This is a genomic window from Pseudomonas sp. 102515, assembly GCF_031085165.1.
In the GTDB taxonomy this organism is placed as follows: Bacteria; Pseudomonadota; Gammaproteobacteria; order Pseudomonadales; family Pseudomonadaceae; genus Chryseomonas.
Genome location: NZ_JAVHTY010000001.1, coordinates 307683 through 331082 on the forward strand (window position 1 = coordinate 307683; position 23400 = coordinate 331082).

The window sequence follows — 23400 nt, forward strand, 5'->3', positions numbered from 1 at the left end:
AGCCGGCAGGAACCTTGCCGTTTCGCTCGGTTCCGAGCATGGACAAAAAATGTCATCGCATGTGACCTTTACCGGGCGAAAGCAATCTATCCCACATTGTCAGACAACTCTCGAGTCCGATGTCGACCGCCAGCCTACCGCCCGCACCCTCACCCGCCCTGGCCACCCGCATCACCCTGGGCACGGTGCTCTTCACCTTTATCGCCTACCTTACCATCGGCATCCCCTTGGCCGTGCTGCCGGGCTACGTGCATGACCAACTGGGTTTCAATTCCATCATCGCCGGCCTGGTGATCAGCAGTCAGTACCTGGCGACGCTGTTCTCGCGCTCCCATGCCGGACGCATCATCGATACGGTGGGCGCCAAACAGTCGGTCCTCTACGGCATGCTCGGCTGCGGCCTCAGCGGCGTCCTGATGCTGGCGTCGGTGCTCCTGCAAGCCTGGCCCTGGGTCAGCCTCGCCGCCCTGCTGCTCGGCCGGCTGGTGCTGGGCTGCGCCGAAAGCCTTTCGGGTACCGGCGCCATCTCCTGGGCGATCGGCCGGGTCGGCCCGGCCAACACCGCCAAGGTGATCTCCTGGAACGGCGTCGCCAGCTATGGCGCCCTGGCCATAGGCGCCCCCCTGGGCGTGGTGCTGGTGGATACGCTGGGGCTGTGGATCATGGGGGTCAGCATCGTCGGCCTGGCCGTCGCGGGTTATCGCATCGCCAAGCCCCGTCCGCCCATCGTCCCGGTGCGCGGCGAACGCCTGCCCTTCACCACCGTGCTGGGCCGAGTCCTGCCCTTCGGCCTCGGCCTGGCGCTGGGCGGCATTGGCTTCGGTACCCTGGCGACCTTCATCACCCTCTATTACGCCAGCCAGGGCTGGAGCGGCGCGGCCTTGTGCCTGACGGTGTTCGGCGGTTTCTTCATCGGTGTACGCCTGGTGTGTGCCAACGCCATCAATCGTCACGGCGGCTTTCGCGTCGCCATCGTCAGCCTGGCGGTGGAAGCGGTGGGCCTGGCCATACTCTGGCTGGCGCCCAGCGTGACCACCGCCCTGGTAGGCGCCGCCCTCACCGGGATCGGTTTCTCGCTGGTGTTCCCGGCGCTCGCCGTGGAAGCGGTGCAGCGGGTTCCGTCCTCCAACCGGGGCGCCGCCCTGGCTGGCTATTCGGTATTCATCGACCTTTCGCTGGCAGTGACCGGCCCCCTGATCGGCACCGTGGCCACCCACTTCGGCTATGCCGCCAGCTTTCTCTGCGCCGCCCTGGCCGCGCTCGCCGGCCTCGCCCTGAGCGTTCGCCTCCTCTGCCGTTTCGACGAGTCCTCTCGAGAACAGCCATGACCACGACCGCCCCTCCCGCTACCTCGTTCGCCATCACGCTGCGCATCGTTTCGATCGTCGTCTTCAGCTTCCTGCTGTTCCTAGCGATCGGCCTGCCGCTGGCGATCCTGCCAGGCTACGTGCATGACGATCTCGGCTACGGATCTGTGATCGCGGGGCTGGCGATCAGCATCCAGTACCTCGCCACCCTGTTCACCCGGCCCCTGGCCGGCAAGCTGGCCGACAGCATCGGCGCCAAGCGCGGGGTGATCTACGGGCTATTCGGCTGCGTCGCCTGTGGCGTGCTGACCCTGCTGGCCACCTCGCTGCACAGCGTGCCTGGCCTCAGCCTGGGCCTGCTGATCGTCGGCAGGATCATCCTCGGCATGTCCCAAGCCCTGATCGGTACCGGCTGCCTGAGCTGGGGCATGGGCAGCGTCGGCATGCAGCACGTGAGCAAGGTGATCTCCTGGAATGGTATCGCCGCCTACGGCGCCCTCGCGATCGGCGCCCCGCTAGGTGTGGCCATGGTCGCAGGCCTGGGCCTGTGGAGCCTGGGCGTGGCCATCGCGTTGCTGGGTGCCCTGGGCCTGGCCCTGGCCTGGAACAAGGAACCGGCACCGGTGATTCCCGGAGAGCGCCTGCCCTTTCACAAGGTGTTCTGGCGCATCAGTCCGTTCGGTCTCTGCCTGCTGCTGAGCTCGGTCGGCTTCGGCGCCATCGCTACCTTCGTCACGCTCTACTATGCGAGCAATGGCTGGCCCAACGCCGCCTTCTGCCTCACGGCCTTCGGTGCAGCCTTCATCTGTGCGCGGCTGCTGTTCGCCGGCACCATCAACAAACTGGGTGGCTTTCGGGTCGCCCTGGCCTGTTTCACCGTCGAGACCCTGGGCCTGCTGCTGCTCTGGCTAGCAGTTACCCCGCAGATGGCGCTAATCGGCGCGGCCATGGCCGGCTTCGGACTGTCACTGGTCTATCCAGCCCTGGGGGTGGAAGCCATCGTCAAGGTCCCCCCGACCAATCGCAGTGCCGCGCTGGGCGCCTACTCGCTGTGCCTGGATCTGGCCCTGGGGATCACCGGCCCGCTCGCCGGGCTGATCGCCAATGGCTTCGGCTTCAGCGCCATCTTCCTCTTCGCCGGCCTCATGGCCCTGATGGGGCTTGGCCTGAGCGCCCTCCTCTATCATCGAGCGCTTCGCGAGAGCCAAGACGCAGTCAAGACCTGAGTAGCCGCCCTGGTCGAGTACAGTATCCTGGAGCCCTTGTTCGCGACCTTTACAGCGGACCAGGATCTGGAATCGGTGCCGGTGGTTTGGCCGGCTCGGTTAGATTCTCGACCACCTCGTCGGGGATCTCGGTGTCGATCTCTTCATCGGCCATGTCGGAGTCGTTGAGCGGTGCCTGATCGCCGCCCAGCCAAATAGCCAGCGGGGAGGTAGTGTCGGGCGCGGGAGAAAGAGAAAGGATCATGCCGTGGCTCCTGTGCCGTTCGGTCTCAAGCTTTAGTAGGTCGACGGCGCCAGATGTTTCACCTGGGCGCCTACCACACGTCGCCCAATCCGCAAGTGGCGTCAGCCCCTTGCCAGAGGCTTTGCGCAAATGCGCCGTCCGGGTTAGTCAGTCGCACCCCGGGTGATCGAACGTCTTTTCGGGCTATTGGCCTACGGCTGACTAGACTTCAAAGATCCTCTCATCCCGGATTGCCTGCCCATGGATACGCTGACCCGCTCTGCCAGCACCTCGAATCTGCTTGCGGTCGTTTCCGAAGACGAGCTGCTGCTGCAGGCCTTGGTGCGCGAGGTTCTCAAGCAGGAGGGCTTCCATGTGGAAACCTTCGGCACGGCCGACGCCGCCCTGCAGTTTCTGGAGCTGCACTGGCAGCAGGTGAACGTCGTGGTGTCGAACGTGCGGATGCCCGGCGTGATCGATGGCGTTCAACTGGCCAGGATCGTCAGCGAACGCTGGCCCGCGGTCCCCTTCGTACTGATGTCCGGCTACGCCGGCTTGAGAAATGACATTCCGTCCGGGGTACCCTTCTTGCACAAGCCGTGGACGCTGGATCAACTGACCGAAGCCGTCTGGAAGGTGGTACCCCGCCCTGGCTCCCCCGACCCGGCCGCCAGTTAGTCCAGCGACACCCACCCGCCGCTTGCCCCGTACAAACGACCTCGCAGCTATGCCACAATAGGCGGCATGTCGGGCGCCGCCCGCCTTTACCGCAGCCCAGCCAGGCCGCCGCGTACCGTCGCTGCCCATCGACCCTGCCCGCTGGATCTCTGCCCATCCGATCGGAACGTCCTGTCCAAGCCGCCTGCCGGTCCGGACAGCGGCCGAGCTCCGGTCTGAAACCCCTTACAGGTAAACCCCTTGATCTCCACCGCTAACATCACCATGCAGTTTGGCGCCAAGCCGCTGTTCGAAAACGTGTCCGTCAAATTCGGCAACGGCCATCGCTACGGCCTGATCGGCGCCAATGGCTGCGGCAAGTCCACCTTCATGAAGATCCTCGGGGGCGATCTGGAACCCACCGGCGGCCAGGTGATGCTCGAACCCAACGTGCGCCTGGGCAAGCTGCGCCAGGACCAGTTCGCCTATGAAGACTGCACGGTCATCGATACCGTGATCATGGGCCACGCCGAGCTGGCCAAGGTCAAGGCCGAGCGTGACCGTATCTACTCCCTGCCGGAAATGAGCGAAGACGACGGCATGGCCGTGGCCGAACTGGAGGTGCAATTCGCCGAATACGACGGCTACACCGCCGAAGCGCGGGCGGGCGAGCTGCTGCTCGGCCTGGGCATCCCCCAGGACCAGCACTTCGGCCCCATGAGCGCCGTCGCTCCCGGCTGGAAGCTGCGGGTGCTGCTGGCCCAGGCACTGTTCTCCGATCCGGAACTGCTGCTGCTCGACGAACCCACCAACCACCTGGACATCAACACCATCCGCTGGCTGGAAGGCGTCCTGGTCGCGCGCAACAGCACCATGATCATCATCTCCCACGATCGCCACTTCCTGAACAGCGTCTGCACCCACATGGCCGACCTGGATTACGGCGAGCTGCGCCTGTTCCCCGGCAACTACGACGAGTACATGACCGCCGCCACCCAGGCCCGTGAGCGCCTGCTGTCGGACAACGCCAAGAAGAAGGCCCAGATCGCCGAACTGCAGCAATTCGTCAGCCGCTTCTCGGCCAACGCCTCCAAGGCCAAGCAGGCCACCAGCCGGGCGCGCCAGATCGACAAGATCCAGCTGGACGAGGTCAAGCCGTCCAGCCGCGTCAGCCCCTTCATCCGCTTCGAGCAGCACAAGAAGCTGCACCGCCAGGCGGTGACGCTGGAAAACGTCACCCAGGGCTTCGACGGTACCCCGCTGTTCAAGCGCCTGGGCCTGCAGATCGAAGCCGGCGAGCGGGTCGCCATCATCGGCCCCAACGGCATCGGCAAGACCACCCTGCTGCGCACCCTGGTGGGCGAGATGCGCCCCCAGAGCGGTGAAGTGAAGTGGACCGACAGCGCCGACGTGGGCTACTTCGCTCAGGACCATGCCGAGGACTTCGCCGACGATGCCACTCTGTTCGAGTGGATGGGCCAATGGACGCAGGGCGGCGAGCAGATGGTACGCGGTACCCTGGGTCGCATGCTGTTCTCCAGCGACGACATCCAGAAGTCGGTCAAGGTCATCTCCGGTGGCGAGCAAGGCCGCATGCTGTTCGGCAAGCTGATCCTGAAGAAGCCCAACGTGCTGGTGATGGACGAGCCCACCAACCACCTGGACATGGAATCCATCGAGGCGCTGAACCTGGCGCTGGAAAACTATCCGGGCACCCTGATCTTCGTCAGCCACGACCGCGAATTCGTCTCTTCGCTGGCGACCCGCATCCTCGACATGAGCGAGACCGGCGTGGTCGATTTCAGCGGCAGCTACGACGACTACCTGCGCAGCCAAGGCATCAACGGCTGACCCCAGGGTTCGTGTAGTGAGTCGCGCGACCCACTACACGAACAAAATAGAGGGTGCCCTAAGCAGTTACCCTAGGTATCATTTCGCACCGAAACGGGTACTCGACCAGGATCGCCGCGATCATCACCTATCGTTTGCGCCGGGAGACCAGGGGTCTCCTGCCACGTCTCGTAACACGTAGCGCCCCTTCCCGGCACGCTCGACGGGCTCCCTGTCGCACCCTGATCTTCCCGCCTGGCACCGGCTTCCGCCGGTCCGCCAGGACGCTTGGCCCCCACTCAATAAATCAGAACATTGCCGGACGGCCGCTGTCGCAACTGACTGCCATGCCCTACCGGTTGCCCACCCCTGCCTGGCCGTTCGCGGCCAGCCCGGGGTTGCCCAACTCGAGGGCGGGCTCCGACGCCCGCTCTCCCTCAGGTGTAAAGCGAGACACTGTCTCAGGAGTACGATGAATGCACAGTGGTAACGAAGAGTCGGATTTCGTTTTCGTCGGCGCGGGAATCATGAGCGCGACCCTGGCGGTCATGCTCAAGGAACTGGAGCCCACGAGTACCGTCGAGGTGCTCGAACTGCTCGACGTAGGCGCGGCGGAGAGTTCCAACCCCTGGAACAACGCTGGAACCGGCCATGCGGCCCTCTGCGAGTTGAACTACACCCCGGAAAAGGCGGACGGCAGCATCGACATCACCAAGGCCCTCAGCATCAACGGCATGTTCGAGGCCTCCAGGCAATTCTGGTCCTATCTGGTGGAAGAAGGCCACTTCGGCTCGCCGCGCGCCTTCATCAGCCCGGTGCCGCACATGTCCTTCGTCCATGGTGCCAAGGACATGACCTTCCTGCGCAAGCGCTATGAAGCCCTCAAGGACCACGCCTGCTTCGATGGCATGGAGTATTCCGAGGACCACGCCAAGCTGCGGGAGTGGATGCCCCTGGTGATGGAAGGCCGGCCGGCCACCGAAGCCGTGGCGGCGACCCATGTGGCCGGCGGTACCGACGTCAACTTCGGCGCCCTGACCATGAGCCTGCTGGGCCATCTGCAGACCCGTCCCGGCACCCAGGTCCGCTACAACCAGAAGGTGGTGGACCTGACCCGCGAAGCCGACCAGCGGTGGCGCCTGACCATCGAGGACAGCCGCTCCGGCGCTACCCGCACGCTGATCGCCAAGTTCGTCTTTCTCGGCGCCGGTGGCGCGGCCTTGCCGTTGCTGCAGAAGTCCGGCATCCCCGAGGGCGCCGGCTACGGTGGCTTCCCGGTGAGCGGCCAATGGCTGCGCTGCGACGATCCACAGATCGTCGAACGGCACCAGGCCAAGGTCTACGGCCTGGCCGGGGTCAACTCGCCGCCGATGTCGGTGCCGCATCTGGACACCCGGGTGGTGGATGGCAAGAAGTCGCTGTTGTTCGGGCCCTTCGCCGGCTTCACCACCAAGTTCCTCAAGCGCGGCTCCTTCCTCGACCTGCCCAAGTCGATCAAGTCGGGCAACATCGGCCCCATGCTCGCCGTGGCGCGGGACAACATGCCGCTGACCCGCTACCTGGTCGGCCAGGTGTTGCAGTCCTTCGACCAGCGCGTCGAGGAACTGCGTGCCTTCTACCCAGCCGTGCGCAAGCAGGACTGGCGCCTGGAAGTGGCGGGCCAGCGGGTGCAGATCATCAAGAAGGATCCGCAGAAAGGCGGCATCCTGCAGTTCGGCACCGAGATCGTCGCCTCCGGTGACGGCACCATCGCCGCGCTGCTGGGCGCCTCCCCGGGCGCTTCCACCTCAGTGTCCATCATGCTGACCCTGGTCGAGCGCTGCTTCCCCAGCCGCTTCCAGAGCGAAGACTGGCAGGCCAAGCTGCGTACCATGTTCCCGGCCTTCGGCCACAAGCTGGCGGAAGAACCCGAACTGCTGCGCGAAGTGCGCGAGCGCACCACCCGCGTGCTGCAGCTCGACCAGCCGGCCTGATGCGACAGACGTCGGACCGGTCACCCGGTCCGACGTCTCCTTCCCTGCAAACCTGCTCCGGACTCCCGACCTCGTCCAAACAGCACCCTCTCCCCTGGGAGAGGGCTGGGGTGAGGGACGTTCTACCCCTAGGCTTCCGCCTAATCCCCTAGTGCCGCCCCCTCCCGCCGCGGATCGGCACCCCCCTGCCAGCCTGAGCCCACCCGGCGAATGACCTGGATGCCACTGGTCATCTCGTCCTCGCGCACCTGATGCCCACGCTGCTCCAGTGCCTGGCGCAAGGCGGATGTGGTCTCGCCGCGCTCCAGCTCGGTGGGGCCATTGCGGCTGCCGAAATTCGGCAGTCCCGCCGCCGCTTGGGGATCCAGCTGCCAGTCCAGCAAGCCGACCAGGGTCTTGACCACATAGCCGGCGATCTGCGAACCGCCCGGCGAGCCCAGGGCGGCCAGCAGCTCACCGCTCTGGCGGTCGAACACCAGGGTCGGCGACATGGTCGAGCGCGGCCGCTTGCCCGGCTCCACGCGATTGGCCACCGGCAGGCCCTTCTCCCGCGGCACGAAGGAAAAGTCCGTCAGCTGATTGTTGAGCATGAAGCCCTTCACCATCAGATGGGAGCCGAAGTAGCTCTCCACCGTGGTGGTCATGGACAGGGCGCCGCCCCAGGCATCCGCCGCCACGACCTGGGATGTGGAGATGCGCAGCGGCGAGCGATCCGGCGCCCAGGCCAGGGTCGGTCCGGGTGGAACACCAGGCGCGGCCTTGCCCAGGCTGCGCTCACCGACCTGCTGGGCACGACTGGCCAGATAGCCTGGATCAAGCAGGCCTTTGACGTTGACCGGCACCCGCTCCGGATCGGCCACGTACTGGGCGCGATCGGCGTAGGCCAGGCGTTCGGCTTCGGTGATCAGATGCACGGCTTCGGGACGCGGCTCCTGGCCCGCTGGCAGCGCGGTCGGCACCGGCCGCAGTGGCGCCAGGGCCCAGGTCGGATCACGGGCCTCCAGGGCCTGGAGGATGCCCAGGGTCTGGGCCACGGTGATACCGCCGGCGGGCGGTGGCATGCCGCACACGCGCCAGCGCTGGTAGTCGGTGCACAGCGGCGTACGGGTCCTGGCGCGATAGCCGGCCAGATCCTGGAGACTCAGGCTGCCGGGATTGGGACTTTGCTGCACGGCCGCGGTAATGGCCTGGGCCAGGTCGCCGCGATAGAGCGCTCCGGCGCCTTCCCGCGCGATCAGCGCCAGGGTGGCGGCCAACTCGGGATTGCGCAGCCGGATGCCTACCGGCTTCACCTGACCCCGGTCATCCAGGTACAGCGCGGCCAGGCCGGGCGACCGCTTGAGGAAGGGATCCTGGAGCAGTTGGTTGTGCAGCCGTGGCGACAGCGGGAAGCCCTCGCGGGCCAGGCGGATCGCCGGCTCGAACAATACCTGCCAGGCCAGCTTGCCGTGGTCGCGATGCGCCAACTCCAGCGCGCGCAATACCCCGGGCACCCCGACCGACCGACCGCCGATACGCGCCTCCTCGAAGGCCATGGGGCTGCCGTCCGGATGCAGGAAAAGCCTTTCCGTAGCGCCCGCCGGCGCGGTCTCGCGACCATCGTAGGCCTGGACCTTGCGCCCGTCCCAGTAGAGCAGGAAGGCGCCGCCGCCGATCCCCGAGGATTGCGGCTCGACCAGGGTCAGGACCGCCTGCATGGCGATGGCGGCGTCGATGGCCGAGCCACCCCGGCGCAGGATCTCCCGTCCTGCCTCGGCAGCCAGGGGGTTGGCCGCCGCCGCCATCTGCCGGGTGGCTTCGCTGGCCGCCAGCCCGGGGCGATAGCCGGAACCGGCCTCGGGGGCCGTGGGCGAGGAGGTCTCGCGACTCTGGCTACAGGCGGCCAGGGTCAGGGACAAGAGCAGGGGCGTGAGGATCGACAGAGGGGTTCGCAACGTGGGGCTCCTGGGCAACGGGCGGCATTCGCCCGCCAAGCCTAGCCCATCACCCGCACCGATGCCGCCTGGCTGATCTCAGAGCGGCAGGTGACGGTGCAGGAAGCCGCCGCAGAGCACATCCAGCCAGAGCAGCTGGTGCAGGGCGACGATGGCGAATAACACCAGCCGAAAGCTCAGCTTGACCGTCTTGTGGCGGAATCGCTGCTGGGCAATCAGGGCGCCCGGCCAGCCGCCGAGCAATTCGCCCAGGTGCAGCATCCGCTCCGGCACGCGCCAGCCCTTGTCACGGGCGCGCTGCTTGTCGTGCTTGTAGAGCAGATAGGTGGCTACGCTGGCCAGCAGGTAGAGCGGCACTGGCCAGAGCACCCCGCGCCCGAAGGCCAGCGACAGCATACCCACCAGGGGCAGGAGGAAGACCGCGACCTGCAGCAGTGCCAGCATGTCCTGGCGGGCGATGGCGGCGCGCTGCTGGTAGGGCGTCAGCGGCCCCGCCCGCTTGGCAGCCTTGGGGGAAGCGTTCTGCGTAGACGCACGAGCCGGCTTGCGCCGGCTCTGCTGTTCCTGCTCGGGTTTCACCCGGCTGCCTTGGCCGCGTGCCAGTCGATCCAGCCGAATTGCCAGGTGGCCAGGATCAGCAGTCCGAAGACGATGCGGTACCAGCCGAAGACCTCGTAGCTGTGGTTGCCGATGAACTTCAGCAAGGCTTTGACCGCCAGCATGGCGAAGATGAAGGAGGTGACGAAGCCGACCCCGAATACCAGGACATCGCTGGCGGTGAACAGGTGACGGTACTTGTACACCGAGTAGACCGTCGCGCCGACCATGGTCGGCATGGCCAGGAAGAAGGAGAACTCGGTGGCCGCCTTGCGCGACAGGCCGAACAGCAGGCCGCCGATGATGGTGGAACCCGAGCGCGAGGTGCCCGGGATCATCGCCAGGCACTGGGCACAGCCGACCTTCAGGGCGTCATGCCAGCGCATGTCGTCCACCTCTTCCACGCGGATGCGATGGGTACGCTTTTCCGCCCAGATCATGATCACGCCACCGATCACCAGGGCGAAGGCCACGGTGATGGGGTTGAACAGGTATTCGTGGATCAGGTCGCCGAGGATCACGCCCAGCACGGCAGCGGGCAGGAAGGCGACGATCAGGTTGCCGGTGAACCGCTGCGCATAGGACTTGCGCGGCAGGTCGGTGACGATCTCGAAGACCTTGACGCGGTATTCCCAGACCACGGCCAGGATGGCCGCCAGCTGGATGATGATATTGAAGGCGATGGCCCTTTCCCCCCCGAAACCGATCAGATCGGCAACGACGATCTGGTGGCCGGTGCTGGAAATGGGCAGAAACTCGGTGATGCCCTCGACGATCCCCAGAATCAGCGCCTGCAAGGCACTCCATAGGTCCATGGTATTACTCCATCCAAGTGAAACATTTGCAGGTAGCCGGAGCTGCAGGCTCCAGCGGCAACGGGGTTCGAACCGTGACGCTCCGCAGGGCATGGCCTTCGCGGTACCCAAGACAGCACGTGCTGAAGTCAGCGCCCGGCACCTTACCAGAGCGAGACCGGTTGAAGAGACCGATAGACGGCCATTAGGTGCCGTACAATGACCCATTCAATCTTTCCGGATGTGAAGCATGTCGTTTCTGGAGTCCCTCACCACCCTGCTGGGCATGTCGCCCGTGGAGTTGCTGGCCGCCGTTCTCGGGGTGATCGCCGTCTGGTTGACGGTGCGCCAGAACATCTGGGCCTGGCCCATCGGCCTGGTGATGGTGGTGCTCTACGCCGGGATCTTCCTGGACGTGAAGCTCTATTCCGACATGCTGCTGCAGTGCATCTATGCGGCGCTGCAGCTATACGGCTGGTGGCAGTGGCTGAGGGGTGGCCAGCAACACCAGGGGCGGATGGTCAGTTCGCTCGCGGCGAGGCCCCTGCTGGCCGGCCTGGCCGTCGGCGCCCTGGGTAGCCTTGCCCTCGGCTATCTCATGGGCACCCATACCGACGCCGCCCTGCCCTGGCTGGATGCGGCACTCACCGGCTTCAGCCTGGTCGCGCAGTTCTGGATGGCGCAGAAGCGCCTGCAGTGCTGGGTGCTGTGGTTCGTGCTGGACGTCATCTATGTGGGCCTCTTCTATTACAAGGGCCTCTATCCCACCGCGATCCTCTATGCGGTCTTCGTCGGCCTGGCTGCCTACGGTTGGCTCGACTGGCGCCGCGCCCTGGCGAGCGCCCGATGAAGGTCGTGGTGCTGACCGGACCCGAGTCGAGCGGCAAATCCTGGCTGACGGCGGTTCTCGCCGAGAGATTCGGTGGTGTCCGGGTCGACGAGTACGTCCGCGAATACTGCGAGCGGCACGGGACCGACACCAGTCTGGCGGATGTGGAGCTCATCGCCCGCGAGCAATTGCGCCGTGAAGACCAGGCGCGGGCCAGTGCGCCGGCATTGCTGCTGCTGGACACCCACCTGCTGAGCAACCTGCTGTGGAGTCGTCTGCTGTTCGGCGCCGCGCCTGGCTGGCTGGAACCGGCGCTGCTGGCCCGCCGCTACGACCTGCACCTGCTGCTCGACCCGCGCGACGTCGCCTGGCAGGACGATGGTCAGCGCTGCCAGCCGGAGCTCACCGAGCGGCTGGCCTTCTTCGCCCGTTGCCGGGACTGGCTGCTAGCCCATGGCCAGTCGGTGCTGGAGATCGCCGGCGACTGGCCCACGCGGCAAAGGACCGCGCTGGCCACGGTGAGCCGATTGCTGCACGAGCCCTGACCCGCCGGTAGAATGACGCCCTACACCGGAGAACGCCATGCACGACGACGACGCCTCTTTCGCCGACTTCACCCGCGGGATCCGTCCGCTCAGGCAGGATCGCGCCGACACCGGCAAACCGCGCGCCGACCTGGGCCAGATCGCCCAGCGCCGGGCCGATGCGACCAGAACCTCGACCACTACCCGCGTGGATGGCCTGAGCGATGCCTTCGTCATCGACGTGGGTGCCGAAGACGAGCTCTACTGGGGCCGCGACGGTGTCCAGGACACCCAGCTGAAGCGCCTCAAGGGTGGCCAGATCCCCTTCGAGGGCAGCCTGGACCTGCACGGCATGACCGTGGAGAAGGCGCGGGAAACCCTCTGGGACTTTCTCGCCGAGGCCACCCGCCTGGAAATCCGCTGCGTGCGCATCACCCATGGCAAGGCTGCTCGCCTGGATGGGCGCCGGCCGCTGATCAAGAGCCACGTCAATACCTGGTTGCGCCAGCACCCCCAGGTGCTGGGCTTCACCTCCTGCCTACCCCGCCACGGCGGTACCGGCTCGCTTTATGTCTTGCTCAAGCGCACCATGCTCGAAGGTCGCGACGAGTGACTCCGCGACTCGGGTGACGTCTCATCCGGGCACCCACTTCCTTATCGACAAACAGGAACCCCAATGTCCCTCGAACAGCACTACTCCTCGATCCTGACCGGACTCGGCGAAGACATCGGCCGGGAGGGGCTGGTGGACACGCCCAAGCGCGCGGCCAAGGCCATGCAGTACCTCTGCCGTGGCTACACCCAGACGCTGGAAGAGGTGGTGGGCGAGGCGCTCTTCACCTCGGACAACAGCGAGATGGTGCTGGTCAAGAACATCGAGCTGTACTCCCTGTGCGAGCACCACATGCTGCCCTTCATCGGCAAGGCCCACGTCGCCTACATGCCCAAGGGCAAGGTGCTGGGGCTGTCCAAGGTGGCACGCATCGTCGACATGTTCGCTCGCCGGCTGCAGATCCAGGAAAACATGACCCGGCAGATCGCCGAAGCCATCGAGCAGGTCACCGGTGCGGCCGGTGTCGCGGTGGTCATCGAGGCGCAGCACATGTGCATGATGATGCGCGGCGTGGAGAAGCAGAATTCCTCCATGGTCACCTCGGTGATGCTCGGCCAGTTCCGCGCCAGCGACGCCACCCGCGCCGAATTCCTCAGCCTGATCAATCGCTGAGTCGGCCGCGACGTCCGCCATCCTGGAGAGTCGAAGCCTCGAATCTCCAGGAGACCTGCACGCCATGGCGGACGTCCACAGCCTCACCCTGTTCAAAGCCCAGCCCGAACGTTCCCAGGCGCTGGGCGCCCACCTGCTGGACCTGGCTGCTGTGGCGGTGCGGGACGACGGGTGCCTGGACTATCGGGTATTCCAGGGTAGCGAGGACGGCGACCTCTGGGTGGTCCAGGCCCGCTGGATCTCGGTCGCCGCCCAGGACGACCACTTCAACCAGCCACACACTCTCGCCTTTCTCGACGAGTTGCCCAAGCTGGCGGACGAGGTGGATCTGTATCCGCTGGAGCCGAAAAGGCCGACGACCGAGCTTTGACGAGAGGCTGCCAGGATTGCGATGAATCGTGGGTTGGGCTGAGACGGCTCCATCGTCGAAGCCCAACGGGACCGGCGCCGAGGCAAGGGCTGTTGGGCTTCGCTGCGCTCGACCTAACCTACGGTGCCCGTGGCAGCGGCCGCCTGGGCGCTAGGTTATGGCGGAGATAGCGAACGTCCGCCACTCAATACTCGGACAGCGCAAAGCTCGTCAGGGCGAAGGTGGGGATGCCGGCGGCTTCCAGGCGCTTGGAGCCGCCCAGTTCCGGCAGGTCGACGATGGCGGCCGCTTCGTGGACCTCGGCGCCCAGGCGGCGGATCAGGTTGCCGGCGGCGACCAGGGTGCCACCGGTGGCGATGAGGTCGTCGACCAGCAGGACCGAATCACCGGCACCGACGCTGTCCTTGTGTACCTCGATCACCGAATCGCCGTATTCGGTGCTGTAGACCTCGGTCAGCAGCTCGGCCGGCAGCTTGCCCTGTTTGCGGAACAGCACTAGCGGCTTGCCCAGCTCGTAGGCCAGGATCGGGCCGATGAGGAATCCGCGTGCATCCAGCGCCCCGACGTGGGTGAAGGACGCCGAACGATAGCGCTCCAGCAACTCCGCGATGACGGCATGCAGCCCCTCGGGTGACTGGAACAGTGGCGTGATGTCCCGAAAGATCACCCCCGGCTTGGGAAAATCGGGCACGGCCCGGATGAGGGATTTCAGGGCGGATTCGGAAAAGGACATGGCAGAGACTCTCGGGCGCCGGGCGCCTGGTTGAACACGATTGCACAGTATACCGGTGCCTGCCCAGCCAGGGCCAACCCGCCAGCCTTGCGAGCTGAATCGATTCATGTAGTGCCTTACGTTGACAGCTACCAGGGAAGCGGACATTCTCGACGGCGCGCAAACGTTTGCGCAACCACAAGAACCATAAGAATTCGGAGATTCCCCCTATGCTGGCCTTTCGCCCTGCCCGCCTGCTGGCGGCTATCGCTCTCGCCTCCGCTTCGCTGATCCTGCCGCTCACCGCCAGTCATGCCACGGCCGCCGAGAAGCCGAAGGTCGCGCTGGTCATGAAGTCCCTGGCCAACGAATTCTTCCTGACCATGGAAGACGGCGCCAAGACCTACCAGAAAGAGCACTCCGCCGACTTCGACCTGATTTCCAACGGGATCAAGGACGAGACCGACACCTCCAGCCAGATCCGTATCGTCGAGCAAATGATCGTGTCCAAGGTCGACGCCCTGGTCATCGCCCCGGCCGATTCCAAGGCGCTGGTCCCGGTACTGAAGAAGGCGAGCGACGCCGGCATCAAGGTGGTCAACATCGACAATCGCCTGGATCCCGACGTGCTCAAGTCCAAGTCCCTGGACATCCCCTTCGTCGGCCCCGACAACCGCAAGGGCGCCCGGCTGGTAGGCGAATACCTCGCCAAGCAGCTCAAGCAGGGTGACCAGGTCGGCATCATCGAGGGCGTCTCCACCACCACCAACGCCCAGCAGCGCACCGCAGGCTTCAAGGACGCCATGGAAGCGGCCGGCATGAAGATCGTCGGCGTGCAGTCCGGCAACTGGGAAATCGACAAGGGCAATGCCGTGGCCGCGGCCATGCTCAACGAATACCCCGACCTGAAGGCCCTGCTGGCCGGCAACGACAGCATGGCGCTGGGCGCCGTCTCCGCCGTGCGCGCGGCCGGCAAGAAAGGTCAGGTGCAGATCGTCGGCTACGACAACATCAAGGCCATCCACCCGATGCTGAAAGACGGTCGCGTCCTCGCCACCGCCGACCAGTTCGCCGCCAAGCAGGCCGTGTTCGGGATCGAGGCCGCGCTCAAGCTGGTCAAGGGCGAGCCCACCGGTGCCAAGGACGGCGTGATCGAGACCCCGGTCGAACTCGTCACCCAGCCCTGATCCGAGGAGAGCCCCATGTCGTCCGAGGTCATCCTCAGCGCCCGTGGCATCGGCAAGACCTATGCACAGCCGGTACTCGGCGGCGTGGACCTGGAGTTGCGCGCCGGCGAAGTGCTGGCGCTCACCGGGGAAAACGGCGCCGGCAAGAGCACCCTGTCCAAGATTCTCTGTGGCCTGGTGCAACCCACCACCGGAGAGCTGAGCTTCCTTGGCCGACCCTATGCCCCGGGCAGCCGCCGAGAGGCGGAGGCCCAGGGGGTGCGGATGGTCATGCAGGAGCTCAATCTGCTGCCCACCCTCACCGTGGCGGAAAATCTCTTTCTCGACCGCCTGCCCCGGCGGCTGGGCTGGATTGACCGTCGTCAGCTGCGCGAACAGGCTCGGCTGGCCATGGCCCAGGTCGGCCTGGAGGCCATCGATCCGGATACCCCCATCGCCGAACTGGGCGTGGGTCACCAGCAGATGGTGGAAATCGCCCGCAACCTGATCGGCGATTGCCGGGTGCTGATCCTCGACGAGCCGACCGCCATGCTCACCTCGCGCGAGGTGGAACTGCTGTTCGAGCAGATCGCGCGGCTGCGTGCCCGGGGCGTGGCCCTGGTCTACATCTCCCACCGCCTGGAAGAACTCAAGCGCATCGCCCAGCAGCTGGTGGTGCTGCGCGATGGTCGCCTGGTGGCCGATGCCCCCATGGCGGAGTACGGCACCGACCAGATCGTCAGCCTCATGGTCGGCCGGGATCTCGGCGAGCACCTGGACATGGGCGAGCGCCGGTTCGGCCCGCCCCTGCTGGAGGTCAAGAGGCTCACGCGCGCCGACAAGGTCCAGGACGTCTCCTTCAGCGTCCGCGCTGGCGAGATCTATGGTATTTCCGGCTTGATCGGCGCCGGACGGACCGAACTGCTGCGGCTGATCTTTGGCGCCGATCGCGCCGACTCCGGCGCGGTGCACCTGGCCGGCAAGCCGGTCGACCTGAGCTCGCCGGCCAAGGTGGTGCGCCAGGGCATCGCCCTCATCACCGAGGATCGCAAGAGCGAAGGCCTGCTGCTCAGCCAGCCGATCAGCGCCAACATCGCCCTGGGCAACATGGCCAAGGTCGCCCAGCAGGGCCTGGTCAGCACTTCCCGTGAAGCTGCCCTGGCCGAGCGCCATATCAAGGGCATGCGCATCCGCTGCAACGATGGCACCCAGCCCGTGGGCGAACTCTCCGGTGGCAACCAGCAGAAGGTGGTCATCGGCCGCTGGCTCGAACGCGATTGCCAGGTGCTGCTGTTCGACGAACCCACGCGCGGCATCGACGTCGGCGCCAAGTTCGAAATCTATGGCCTGCTGGCCGAACTCACCCGCCAGGGCAAGGCCCTGGTGGTGGTGTCCAGTGACCTGCGCGAGCTGATGCTGATCTGCGATCGCATCGGCGTGATCTCCGCCGGCCGCCTGGAAGCCACCTTCGAACGCCATGACTGGGATCAGGAGCGGCTGCTGGCCGCCGCCTTCGCCGGCTATCGCTCCCGCGAAGCCCTGCTGGAAGAACCTGTCCCGCCGCAACCCCTTTCTCAGGAAGCCATTCGATGAGCAGTCTTCCCGTCACCTCCTCCCGGCGTGCCTTCGGCCTGGGCCTGGGCACCTACGTCGGCCTGGCCGCGGCCCTGCTGGCCATGATCGTGCTGTTTTCACTGATGAGCAGCCATTTTCTCTCCTACGCCACCTTCACCACCCTGGCCAACCAGATCCCCGATCTGATGGTGCTGGCGACCGGGATGACCTTCATCCTGATCATCGGCGGCATCGATCTCTCGGTGGGTTCGGTGGTCGCCCTGGCCGCCGCCGTGGTCAGCGTCGCCACCCTGGAATGGGGCTGGGGGATCCTGCCGGCCGCCGCCCTGGGCATGCTCTGCGCGGCCCTGACCGGCACCCTCACCGGCAGCGTGACGGTGGCCTGGCGCATCCCCTCCTTCATCGTCTCCTTGGGCGTGCTGGAGATGGCCCGTGGCGCCGCCTACCAGCTGACCGATTCGCGCACCGCCTACATCGGCGATGCCTACGCCTGGCTGTCGACGCCCTTCGCCTTCGGCATCTCGCCCTCCTTCGTCATCGCCCTGCTGGTGATCGTGGTCGCGCAGTTGCTGCTGACCCGCTCGGTGCTCGGTCGCTACCTGATCGCCATCGGCACCAACGAGGAAGCGGTGCGCCTGGCCGGGATCAATCCCAAGCCCTACAAGGTCATCGTCTTCGCCCTGATGGGCCTGCTGGCGGGCCTCGCCGCGCTGTTCCAGATCTCCCGTCTGGAAGCCGCCGATCCCAATGCCGGCGTTGGCCTGGAGCTGCAGGTGATCGCCGCCGTGGTGATCGGCGGGACCAGCCTCATGGGCGGCCGCGGCTCGGTCATCAGCACCTTCTTCGGCGTGCTGATCATCTCGGTACTGGCTGCGGGCCTGGCCCAGATTGGCGCCAGCGAGCCGACCAAGCGCATCATCACCGGCGCGGTCATCGTGGTCGCTGTGATCCTCGACACCTACCGCAGCCAGCGCGCCAAGAGCAAGGGCTGATGGCGACCATCAAGGATGTCGCCGCCCGCGCCGGCATCTCCTACACCACGGTCTCCCATGTGGTGAACAACAGCCGCCCGGTCAGTCCGGGCGTGCGGGAAAAGGTCGAGGCGGCCATCGCCGAACTGGGCTACGTGCCCAGCGGCGTGGCGCGCTCCCTGCGCAGCCGCGCCACCGGCACCTTCGGCGTGCTGGTGCCCAATGCGGTCAACCCCTACTTCGCCGAACTGGCGCGGGGGATCGAGGATCATTGCGAGCGCCAGGGCTACAGCATCATCCTCTGCAATTCCGATGACGATGCCGACAAGCAGCTGCGCTATCTGCGGGTGCTCAAGGAGCGCCGGATCGACGGCCTGGTGGTCGCCACTGTGGACGGCGATCCGCGCTTCGCCCGCGCGCTCGCCGGCCTGCGTATCCCGCTGGTGTTGGCCGACCGGCCGCTGGACGGTGTCCAGGCCGCGCATATCCGCGTCGATCACCGCCAGGGCGGCCTGCTCGCCACCCGCCATCTGCTGGAACTCGGCCATCGCCGGATCGCCTGCATCGGTGGCCCGGCCGACTCCCCCGTCGCCAGCGAGCGGATCGCCGGCTACCAGGAGGCTCTGGCGAAAGCCGCTATCGCCCCTGGCGCCATCCAGCGCTGTTCCTTCACCGCGGCGGCCGGTCATGCCGCGGCCCGCGAGTTGTTGGCGCGGGCGGAGCGCCCGACCGCGATCTTCGCCGGCAACGACACCATCGCCCTGGGCGTGTTGCGCGCCGCCGCCGAGCTGGGGCTGAGCGTCCCCGGCCAGCTCTCGGTGGTGGGCTTCGACGACATCGAGCTCAGTCGCTATCTCTACCCGGCCCTGACCACCATCGGCCAGTCGATCCGCGACCTCGGCGAGCGCGCCGCCCAGCTCCTGCTGGCGCGCCGCGAGACGGTCGGCAGCCCTTCCACCCACGACATCGCCGTACCCCGGCTGGTGCTGCGCGAATCCACCGCGGCACCCTCTGCTCTGGAGACCTCCCATGCACCCTGACGTCGTCGTCATCGGCAGCCTGAACATGGACCTGGTGGTGCGCGCCCCGCGCCTGCCCAAGGGCGGCGAAACGCTCGCCGGCCACGCTTTCACCACCGCACCGGGCGGCAAGGGCGCGAATCAGGCCGTCGCCGCGGCACGCCTGGGCGCCCGGGTCGCCATGATCGGCTGCGTCGGCGCCGATCCCTACGGCGACTTCCTCACCCGCAGCCTGCTCCAGGAAGGTATCGACTGCCAGGGCGTTTCGGTGGCTGCGGAGGTGCCCACCGGCATCGCCTCCATCCTGGTGGACGACCAGGGCCAGAACGCCATCGTCATCGTCGCCGGCGGTAACGGCGAACTGTCGGCCGCACACCTGCAGGCCCAAGAAAGCGTGCTCGACCAGGCCAAGCTGGTGATCGCCCAGCTGGAAGTCCCGCTGGCCACCGTGGGCGCTGCCCTCGCCCGCGCCCATGCACTGGGCAAGACGGTGATCCTCAATCCGGCGCCGGCCACCGGTCCGTTGCCGGCCGAGTGGTACGCCCATATCGACTACCTGGTGCCCAATGAAAGCGAAGCCAGCCTGCTGACCGGCCTGGCGGTGGACACTCTGGAGCAGGCCGAAGCCGCCGCACGTCAGCTGGTCGCCGCCGGCGCCCGTCAGGTGCTGCTGACCCTGGGTGGCCAGGGCCTGCTGCAGGTCACCGCCGACAGCTGCCGCCACCACCCGGCCACACCGGTCAAGGCGGTGGACACCACCGCCGCCGGCGACACCTTCCTGGGTGGCTTCGCCGCCGGCCTGGCGGAGGGTCTGAGCGTCTCGGAGGCCATCGCCCTCGGCCAGCAGGCCGCCGCCATTGCCGTCACCCGCCCGGGCGCCCAGCCGTCCATCCCCACCCGCCAGGAGCTCGCCCGGTGAAAAAGACCGCTCTGCTCAACATCGCCCTGTCCCAGGCCGTTGCCAGTCTCGGTCACGGCGACCTGGTAGTCATCGGTGACGCCGGCATGCCGGTGCCGCCGGGCACGCCCTTGGTCGATCTGGCCGTGACCCCGGGCGTACCGGATTTTCTCAGTGTGCTGCAGGCGCTGCTCAGCGAGATGCAGGTGGAAAGCCATCTGCTCGCCGAGGAAACCCTCACCGCCCAGCCACCGGCACTGGGCGAACTGGAACGCCTGACCGGGGGCGGCGCCTTGGGCAGCCGCCGCCTGGTCTCCCATGACGAAATGAAGACCCTGTGTCGCCAGGCCCGGGTGCAGATCCGCACCGGCGAGTGCCAGCCCTACACCAACCTGATCCTGGTCGCCGGCGTCGCCTTCTAGTCGACGGCCCTGGCCAGCAGCCGCCGGGTCGCCAGCAGGTCCAGCGGGCGGGCGAACAGATAGCCCTGGGCATGGCGGGCGCCCATGTCCCTGAGCAGTTGCAGGGCCTGGGTGTCCTCGACGCCCTCGGCGACCACATCCAGCCCCAGCGACTCGGCCATGCGCACGATGGCGCGGACGATGGCGACGCTGCGGGCGCTGTCGGCCAGACGCAGGACAAAGGACTTGTCGATCTTGAGGCCGCGGAAGCGGTATTCGTGGACGTAGCCCAGCGACGAGAAGCCCGCGCCAAAATCGTCCAGCACCACCGAGACCCCGTGGCGATCCAGGGCCTCCATGGTCGCCTTGGCGCGCTCCGGCTCGGCGACCAGGGCCCCTTCGGTCAACTCCAGGGAGATCCGCGATGGCGCCACGCCATACGCGGCGAGGATGCTCAGCACCTCGTCGGCGAATTCCGGCCGCACGATGCTGTAGCTGGAGCAATTGACGTGCACCACCGGCCAGTGCGCCTGGGCCGGCTCGGCGAGGGTGGCGGCGATGCGCGTCAGCATGTAGGTATCCAGGCGCCCGATCAGCCGCAGGCCTTCCAGCTCGGGTAGAAAGGCCCCCGGCGCCAGTACGCTGCCGTCCGGCTGACGCCAGCGAATCAGCGCCTCCAGGGCCGCGACCCGGCCGGTGGTCACCTCGACGATCGGCTGGAAGAAGGGCTCCAGTTCGTTGCCATTCTTCAGCGCCTTGCGCAGCGCGCCTTCGCGCACCACCTGATCGGAGACCACCTGGCGCAGTTCTTGGTTGAAGACCGCGAAGTTGTCGCGCCCGCCCTGCTTGACCCGGTACATGGCCGTGTCGGCGTCGCGCAACAGGTCGTCCGGCTGCCGATGCAGGCTGGGATCGGCCACCACGATGCCGATGCTGCAGGAGGCGAACAGGCTGTGGTCGTCGATCACCAGCGGGCGATCGAAGGCTTCGATGATGCGCTGGGCGATGGCCACCGGCGAGTCCAGCCCGCCACCTGGCACCAGGATGGCGAATTCGTCGCCCCCCAGCCGCGCCAGCAGGTCGGTCTCCCGCAGGCAACTGGACAGCCGCTCACCGGCCGCCACCAGCAGCAGGTCGCCGAAGGGATGGCCGAACTGGTCGTTGATGCGCTTGAACCTGTCCAGGTCGAGAAACATCACCGCCAGGCCGGTCCCGTCGCGCTCCAGCGCCGCCCAGAGTTCGCCCAGGCGTTGCTGGAAGAAGCTGCGATTGGGCAGTCGGGTCAGGGCATCGTGGTTGTTCTCGTACAGCAGCCGGGCGTTGGCGGCGTCCAGCGCCCGGGTGCGCTCCTGCACCCTGACCTCCAGTGCCTGGCGCGATTGCTGGATGGCTTCCGCGGCGCTGCGCCGGGACAGCGCGGTATCGATGTGGCGCGAGACGAAGGTGAGCAGCTCCTGGTCGCGCCGGCTGTAATAGACGTCTTCGCGATAGCTCTGTACCGCCAGGACCCCACGGACGTGCTTGCCGTCGTAGAGCGGGATGCCCAGCCAGGAGCAGGCCTCCGGAGTACCCGCGACCGGGGCGATCTCGCCCTGCTCGATCAGCAGCCGGGCCTTGTGCCGATCGATGATGCAGGGTCGCCGTTGGCGGATGGTGTACTCGGTATAGCCACGGGTGCCGCGCCGGGCGACGGGGGCCGTGGTACGGCGCTCGTCGGCAAAATAGGGGAAGCTCACCTCCCCCGAGGCGTCGTCGTAGAGGGCGATATAGAAGTTGTGGGCATAGAGCAACTCACCCACGACGCGGTGCAGACCGCCCAGGAGTTCCGGCATGTCGGTACTGGCGCTGGACAGCTCGGCGATGCGGAACAGCGCCGCCTGCAGCTGCTCCGCGCGTTCGCGCTCGGCGACCTGCTCGCGCAGCCGGGCATTCACCTCCGACAGCTCCTGGGTGCGCTGCCCCACGGTGGCTTCCAGGGATTCGCGTCGGAGGATGCGATCCAGGGCCATGGCCACGTCGCGGGCGATCACCTGGAACAGCGCCTGGTCCTCAGGGCCGTAGCGGCGCTCGCGGTCGTAGACCTGCAGGCTGAGCACGCCGAAGGTGCGATCGGCGCCATCCTTGAGCGGGATGCCCATCCAGAACTCGGGGACCGAGCCCTGGCAATAGTAGGGCCCTGACACCTGCGCCGCTTCGATGGCCTCCTTGGGCAGCAGCAGCGGTGTCCCGTGCATGAGCACATAGGCGGTCAGGCAGGGCCGCTCGCGATCCAGCAGCTCGAAGGAGCCGGGCTCGGGCGGACTCTCGTCGCGCTGGTCGAAATAATAGGGATAGTGGATCTGGTCCGAGTCGGCGTCCTGCAGCGCCAGGAAGAAATTCTCGGCATCGATCAGCGAGACCAGCAGCTCGTGGGTGCGCTGCATGAACAGCTGACGATCCAGGGTCGAACTGGCCAGGTAGGTGATGTCGTAGAGCACCTGCTGGATGGCCTGGGCCCGCTGCAGCTGCAGGCGCTGCAGCACGAAGCCAAATCTCAGGGCCAGCGCGGCGAAATCGGTATGGCCATCGGGACGGGCGAGCAACCAGCCCAGCGGCGTCGGGCCACTGCCGGTGGGATAGCAGCTGAGCCCGGCCTCGGCGGACAGCTGCGCCAGTTCCTCGTCGTCGAGCAGTTCCGGCCAGGCACTGATGCCATTGCCGGTGGCCATGCATGACCAGTTGCCGCGGCGCTGGTACCAGGCCCAGTCGGCATCGGCAGCGGCCGCACGCAGTTGCGCGATGATCTGCTCCGCCTCCAATCCCGGCGCATTCGGATCCGGCCAGCGTGCCTCCGGCGGCCTGGCCGGGCGCGCACCTGGCCACTGTTCCTCAGGCCCTTTCATGCTGACTCCTTCCCGTGCATTCCTCGAATCCTGACACAGATGCCCTGGGCTTCGGCAAGTACGGAATGAACGGTTTCCCTGGGGGCGCGAACGGCAAAGATATGACTAACGACATCAGTCGACTGAGACAAGAGTTGTACAGCCAGGGTACTCCTGTCCAACAATCCAACCTGCCAGACAAGCCCCTGCCGCTGGGCTTGTAAAACAAAAAGCCCGGGCCTTCCCCATCGATCCGAAAGGCCGTCGCGAGCCGAATCTCTCGCTAGGCCAGGACCACTAATAAGCAG

At 66.6% G+C, this 23400-nt stretch carries 22 protein-coding genes; 16 read left to right on the forward strand and 6 right to left on the reverse strand.

Annotated features, from left to right (window positions below):
* The first annotated feature begins 119 nt into the window (after nucleotides 1-119).
* Both RCF34_RS01380 and RCF34_RS01385 read left to right on the forward strand, forming a co-directional pair.
* Complete coding sequence (locus RCF34_RS01380) at nucleotides 120-1328, forward strand: MFS transporter (protein WP_308706548.1); 1209 nt, start codon at nucleotides 120-122, stop codon at nucleotides 1326-1328.
* Complete coding sequence (locus RCF34_RS01385; RefSeq protein WP_308706549.1) at nucleotides 1325-2533, forward strand: MFS transporter; 1209 nt, start codon at nucleotides 1325-1327, stop codon at nucleotides 2531-2533. The genes RCF34_RS01380 and RCF34_RS01385 overlap by 4 nt, the downstream gene beginning before the upstream one ends.
* A gap of 49 nt (nucleotides 2534-2582) precedes the next feature.
* Here RCF34_RS01385 and RCF34_RS01390 read toward each other — a convergent pair whose 3' ends face one another.
* Nucleotides 2583-2777: a hypothetical protein gene (locus tag RCF34_RS01390; protein ID WP_308706550.1), complete on the reverse strand. Its 195-nt coding sequence runs from the start codon at nucleotides 2775-2777 to the stop codon at nucleotides 2583-2585.
* Nucleotides 2778-3017: 240 nt separating this feature from the next.
* Here RCF34_RS01390 and RCF34_RS01395 point away from each other — a divergent pair, with 240 nt between their 5' ends.
* The 3 genes from RCF34_RS01395 (at nucleotide 3018) to mqo (ending at nucleotide 7216) form a co-directional block, all read left to right on the forward strand.
* On the forward strand, nucleotides 3018-3434 hold the full coding sequence (locus tag RCF34_RS01395; protein WP_308706551.1) for a response regulator: 417 nt from the start codon (nucleotides 3018-3020) through the stop codon (nucleotides 3432-3434).
* A gap of 240 nt (nucleotides 3435-3674) precedes the next feature.
* Nucleotides 3675-5264, forward strand: a complete 1590-nt coding sequence (locus tag RCF34_RS01400; protein ID WP_308706552.1) for an ABC-F family ATPase — start codon at nucleotides 3675-3677, stop codon at nucleotides 5262-5264.
* 455 nt (nucleotides 5265-5719) lie between these two features.
* The gene (mqo, locus tag RCF34_RS01405) at nucleotides 5720-7216 is read left to right on the forward strand and encodes a malate dehydrogenase (quinone) (protein ID WP_308706553.1); all 1497 of its coding nucleotides are present in this window, start codon (nucleotides 5720-5722) and stop codon (nucleotides 7214-7216) included.
* Nucleotides 7217-7356: 140 nt separating this feature from the next.
* Here the strand turns inward: mqo and RCF34_RS01410 are convergent, their stop codons facing one another.
* The 3 genes from RCF34_RS01410 to RCF34_RS01420 form a co-directional block, all read right to left on the reverse strand.
* Nucleotides 7357-9150, reverse strand: coding sequence for a gamma-glutamyltransferase family protein (locus RCF34_RS01410; protein WP_308706554.1), 1794 nt, complete (start codon nucleotides 9148-9150; stop codon nucleotides 7357-7359).
* A 78-nt stretch (nucleotides 9151-9228) separates the two neighbouring features.
* Nucleotides 9229-9729, reverse strand: a complete 501-nt coding sequence (locus RCF34_RS01415; RefSeq protein WP_308706555.1) for a DUF1294 domain-containing protein — start codon at nucleotides 9727-9729, stop codon at nucleotides 9229-9231.
* Entirely contained in the window at nucleotides 9726-10562 is an 837-nt protein-coding gene (locus RCF34_RS01420; protein ID WP_308706556.1) for an undecaprenyl-diphosphate phosphatase, read from the reverse strand. The genes RCF34_RS01415 and RCF34_RS01420 overlap by 4 nt, the downstream gene beginning before the upstream one ends.
* A 265-nt stretch (nucleotides 10563-10827) precedes the next feature.
* Between RCF34_RS01420 and pnuC the strand changes: the two genes are divergently transcribed.
* The 5 genes from pnuC to RCF34_RS01445 all read left to right on the forward strand — a co-directional run bounded on the left by pnuC (nucleotide 10828) and on the right by RCF34_RS01445 (nucleotide 13489).
* On the forward strand, nucleotides 10828-11391 hold the full coding sequence (pnuC, locus tag RCF34_RS01425; RefSeq protein WP_308707503.1) for a nicotinamide riboside transporter PnuC: 564 nt from the start codon (nucleotides 10828-10830) through the stop codon (nucleotides 11389-11391).
* Nucleotides 11388-11915 carry an AAA family ATPase gene (locus RCF34_RS01430; protein ID WP_308706557.1) on the forward strand — a complete coding sequence of 176 codons (528 nt, stop codon included), beginning with the start codon at nucleotides 11388-11390 and terminating at the stop codon, nucleotides 11913-11915. Before pnuC ends, RCF34_RS01430 begins: the two co-directional genes overlap by 4 nt.
* A gap of 37 nt (nucleotides 11916-11952) precedes the next feature.
* On the forward strand, nucleotides 11953-12507 hold the full coding sequence (locus tag RCF34_RS01435; protein ID WP_308706558.1) for a Smr/MutS family protein: 555 nt from the start codon (nucleotides 11953-11955) through the stop codon (nucleotides 12505-12507).
* Nucleotides 12508-12570: 63 nt separating this feature from the next.
* Complete coding sequence (gene folE, locus RCF34_RS01440; protein ID WP_308706559.1) at nucleotides 12571-13119, forward strand: GTP cyclohydrolase I FolE; 549 nt, start codon at nucleotides 12571-12573, stop codon at nucleotides 13117-13119.
* 64 nt (nucleotides 13120-13183) lie between these two features.
* A complete protein-coding gene (locus tag RCF34_RS01445) occupies nucleotides 13184-13489 on the forward strand; it encodes an antibiotic biosynthesis monooxygenase (protein WP_308706560.1) in 306 nt (101 codons plus the stop codon).
* Between the two features lie 184 nt (nucleotides 13490-13673).
* On the opposite strand, the gene RCF34_RS01450 is transcribed toward RCF34_RS01445, so the two are convergent.
* A complete protein-coding gene (locus RCF34_RS01450) occupies nucleotides 13674-14222 on the reverse strand; it encodes an adenine phosphoribosyltransferase (protein ID WP_308706561.1) in 549 nt (182 codons plus the stop codon).
* A 209-nt stretch (nucleotides 14223-14431) separates the two neighbouring features.
* On the opposite strand from RCF34_RS01450, the gene RCF34_RS01455 reads away from it, so the two are divergent.
* Genes RCF34_RS01455 through rbsD form a run of 6 tightly spaced genes read left to right on the forward strand, consistent with a single transcriptional unit; the run spans nucleotide 14432 to nucleotide 20252 of the window.
* Entirely contained in the window at nucleotides 14432-15388 is a 957-nt protein-coding gene (locus tag RCF34_RS01455) for a sugar ABC transporter substrate-binding protein (protein ID WP_308706562.1), read from the forward strand.
* Between the two features lie 15 nt (nucleotides 15389-15403).
* Entirely contained in the window at nucleotides 15404-16960 is a 1557-nt protein-coding gene (locus RCF34_RS01460) for a sugar ABC transporter ATP-binding protein (RefSeq protein WP_308706563.1), read from the forward strand.
* On the forward strand, nucleotides 16957-17934 hold the full coding sequence (locus tag RCF34_RS01465; protein ID WP_007158442.1) for an ABC transporter permease: 978 nt from the start codon (nucleotides 16957-16959) through the stop codon (nucleotides 17932-17934). The genes RCF34_RS01460 and RCF34_RS01465 overlap by 4 nt, the downstream gene beginning before the upstream one ends.
* Nucleotides 17934-18953: a LacI family DNA-binding transcriptional regulator gene (locus tag RCF34_RS01470; protein WP_308706564.1), complete on the forward strand. Its 1020-nt coding sequence runs from the start codon at nucleotides 17934-17936 to the stop codon at nucleotides 18951-18953. Before RCF34_RS01465 ends, RCF34_RS01470 begins: the two co-directional genes overlap by 1 nt.
* Complete coding sequence (gene rbsK / locus RCF34_RS01475; protein ID WP_308706565.1) at nucleotides 18943-19851, forward strand: ribokinase; 909 nt, start codon at nucleotides 18943-18945, stop codon at nucleotides 19849-19851. The genes RCF34_RS01470 and rbsK overlap by 11 nt, the downstream gene beginning before the upstream one ends.
* Nucleotides 19848-20252 (forward strand): D-ribose pyranase, encoded by a 405-nt coding sequence (rbsD, locus tag RCF34_RS01480; protein WP_308706566.1) that lies wholly within the window; start codon nucleotides 19848-19850, stop codon nucleotides 20250-20252. The genes rbsK and rbsD overlap by 4 nt, the downstream gene beginning before the upstream one ends.
* Here the strand turns inward: rbsD and RCF34_RS01485 are convergent.
* Nucleotides 20249-23113, reverse strand: a complete 2865-nt coding sequence (locus RCF34_RS01485) for an EAL domain-containing protein (RefSeq protein ID WP_308706567.1) — start codon at nucleotides 23111-23113, stop codon at nucleotides 20249-20251. The genes rbsD and RCF34_RS01485 overlap by 4 nt on opposite strands.
* Nucleotides 23114-23400 lie beyond the last annotated feature (287 nt).

Coding starts and splice junctions, on each gene's coding strand:
- RCF34_RS01445 (WP_308706560.1), top strand. CDS start 13,184: ATGGCGGACGTCCACAGCCTCACCCTGTTCAAAGCCCAGCCCGAACGT.
- pnuC (WP_308707503.1), top strand. CDS start 10,828: ATGTCGCCCGTGGAGTTGCTGGCCGCCGTTCTCGGGGTGATCGCCGTC.
- RCF34_RS01420 (WP_308706556.1), bottom strand. CDS start 10,562: ATGGACCTATGGAGTGCCTTGCAGGCGCTGATTCTGGGGATCGTCGAG.
- RCF34_RS01460 (WP_308706563.1), top strand. CDS start 15,404: ATGTCGTCCGAGGTCATCCTCAGCGCCCGTGGCATCGGCAAGACCTAT.
- folE (WP_308706559.1), top strand. CDS start 12,571: ATGTCCCTCGAACAGCACTACTCCTCGATCCTGACCGGACTCGGCGAA.
- RCF34_RS01385 (WP_308706549.1), top strand. CDS start 1,325: ATGACCACGACCGCCCCTCCCGCTACCTCGTTCGCCATCACGCTGCGC.
- RCF34_RS01450 (WP_308706561.1), bottom strand. CDS start 14,222: ATGTCCTTTTCCGAATCCGCCCTGAAATCCCTCATCCGGGCCGTGCCC.
- RCF34_RS01485 (WP_308706567.1), bottom strand. CDS start 23,113: ATGAAAGGGCCTGAGGAACAGTGGCCAGGTGCGCGCCCGGCCAGGCCG.
- RCF34_RS01390 (WP_308706550.1), bottom strand. CDS start 2,777: ATGATCCTTTCTCTTTCTCCCGCGCCCGACACTACCTCCCCGCTGGCT.
- RCF34_RS01380 (WP_308706548.1), top strand. CDS start 120: ATGTCGACCGCCAGCCTACCGCCCGCACCCTCACCCGCCCTGGCCACC.
- RCF34_RS01470 (WP_308706564.1), top strand. CDS start 17,934: ATGGCGACCATCAAGGATGTCGCCGCCCGCGCCGGCATCTCCTACACC.
- rbsK (WP_308706565.1), top strand. CDS start 18,943: ATGCACCCTGACGTCGTCGTCATCGGCAGCCTGAACATGGACCTGGTG.
- RCF34_RS01455 (WP_308706562.1), top strand. CDS start 14,432: ATGCTGGCCTTTCGCCCTGCCCGCCTGCTGGCGGCTATCGCTCTCGCC.
- RCF34_RS01395 (WP_308706551.1), top strand. CDS start 3,018: ATGGATACGCTGACCCGCTCTGCCAGCACCTCGAATCTGCTTGCGGTC.
- RCF34_RS01435 (WP_308706558.1), top strand. CDS start 11,953: ATGCACGACGACGACGCCTCTTTCGCCGACTTCACCCGCGGGATCCGT.
- mqo (WP_308706553.1), top strand. CDS start 5,720: ATGCACAGTGGTAACGAAGAGTCGGATTTCGTTTTCGTCGGCGCGGGA.
- RCF34_RS01465 (WP_007158442.1), top strand. CDS start 16,957: ATGAGCAGTCTTCCCGTCACCTCCTCCCGGCGTGCCTTCGGCCTGGGC.
- RCF34_RS01430 (WP_308706557.1), top strand. CDS start 11,388: ATGAAGGTCGTGGTGCTGACCGGACCCGAGTCGAGCGGCAAATCCTGG.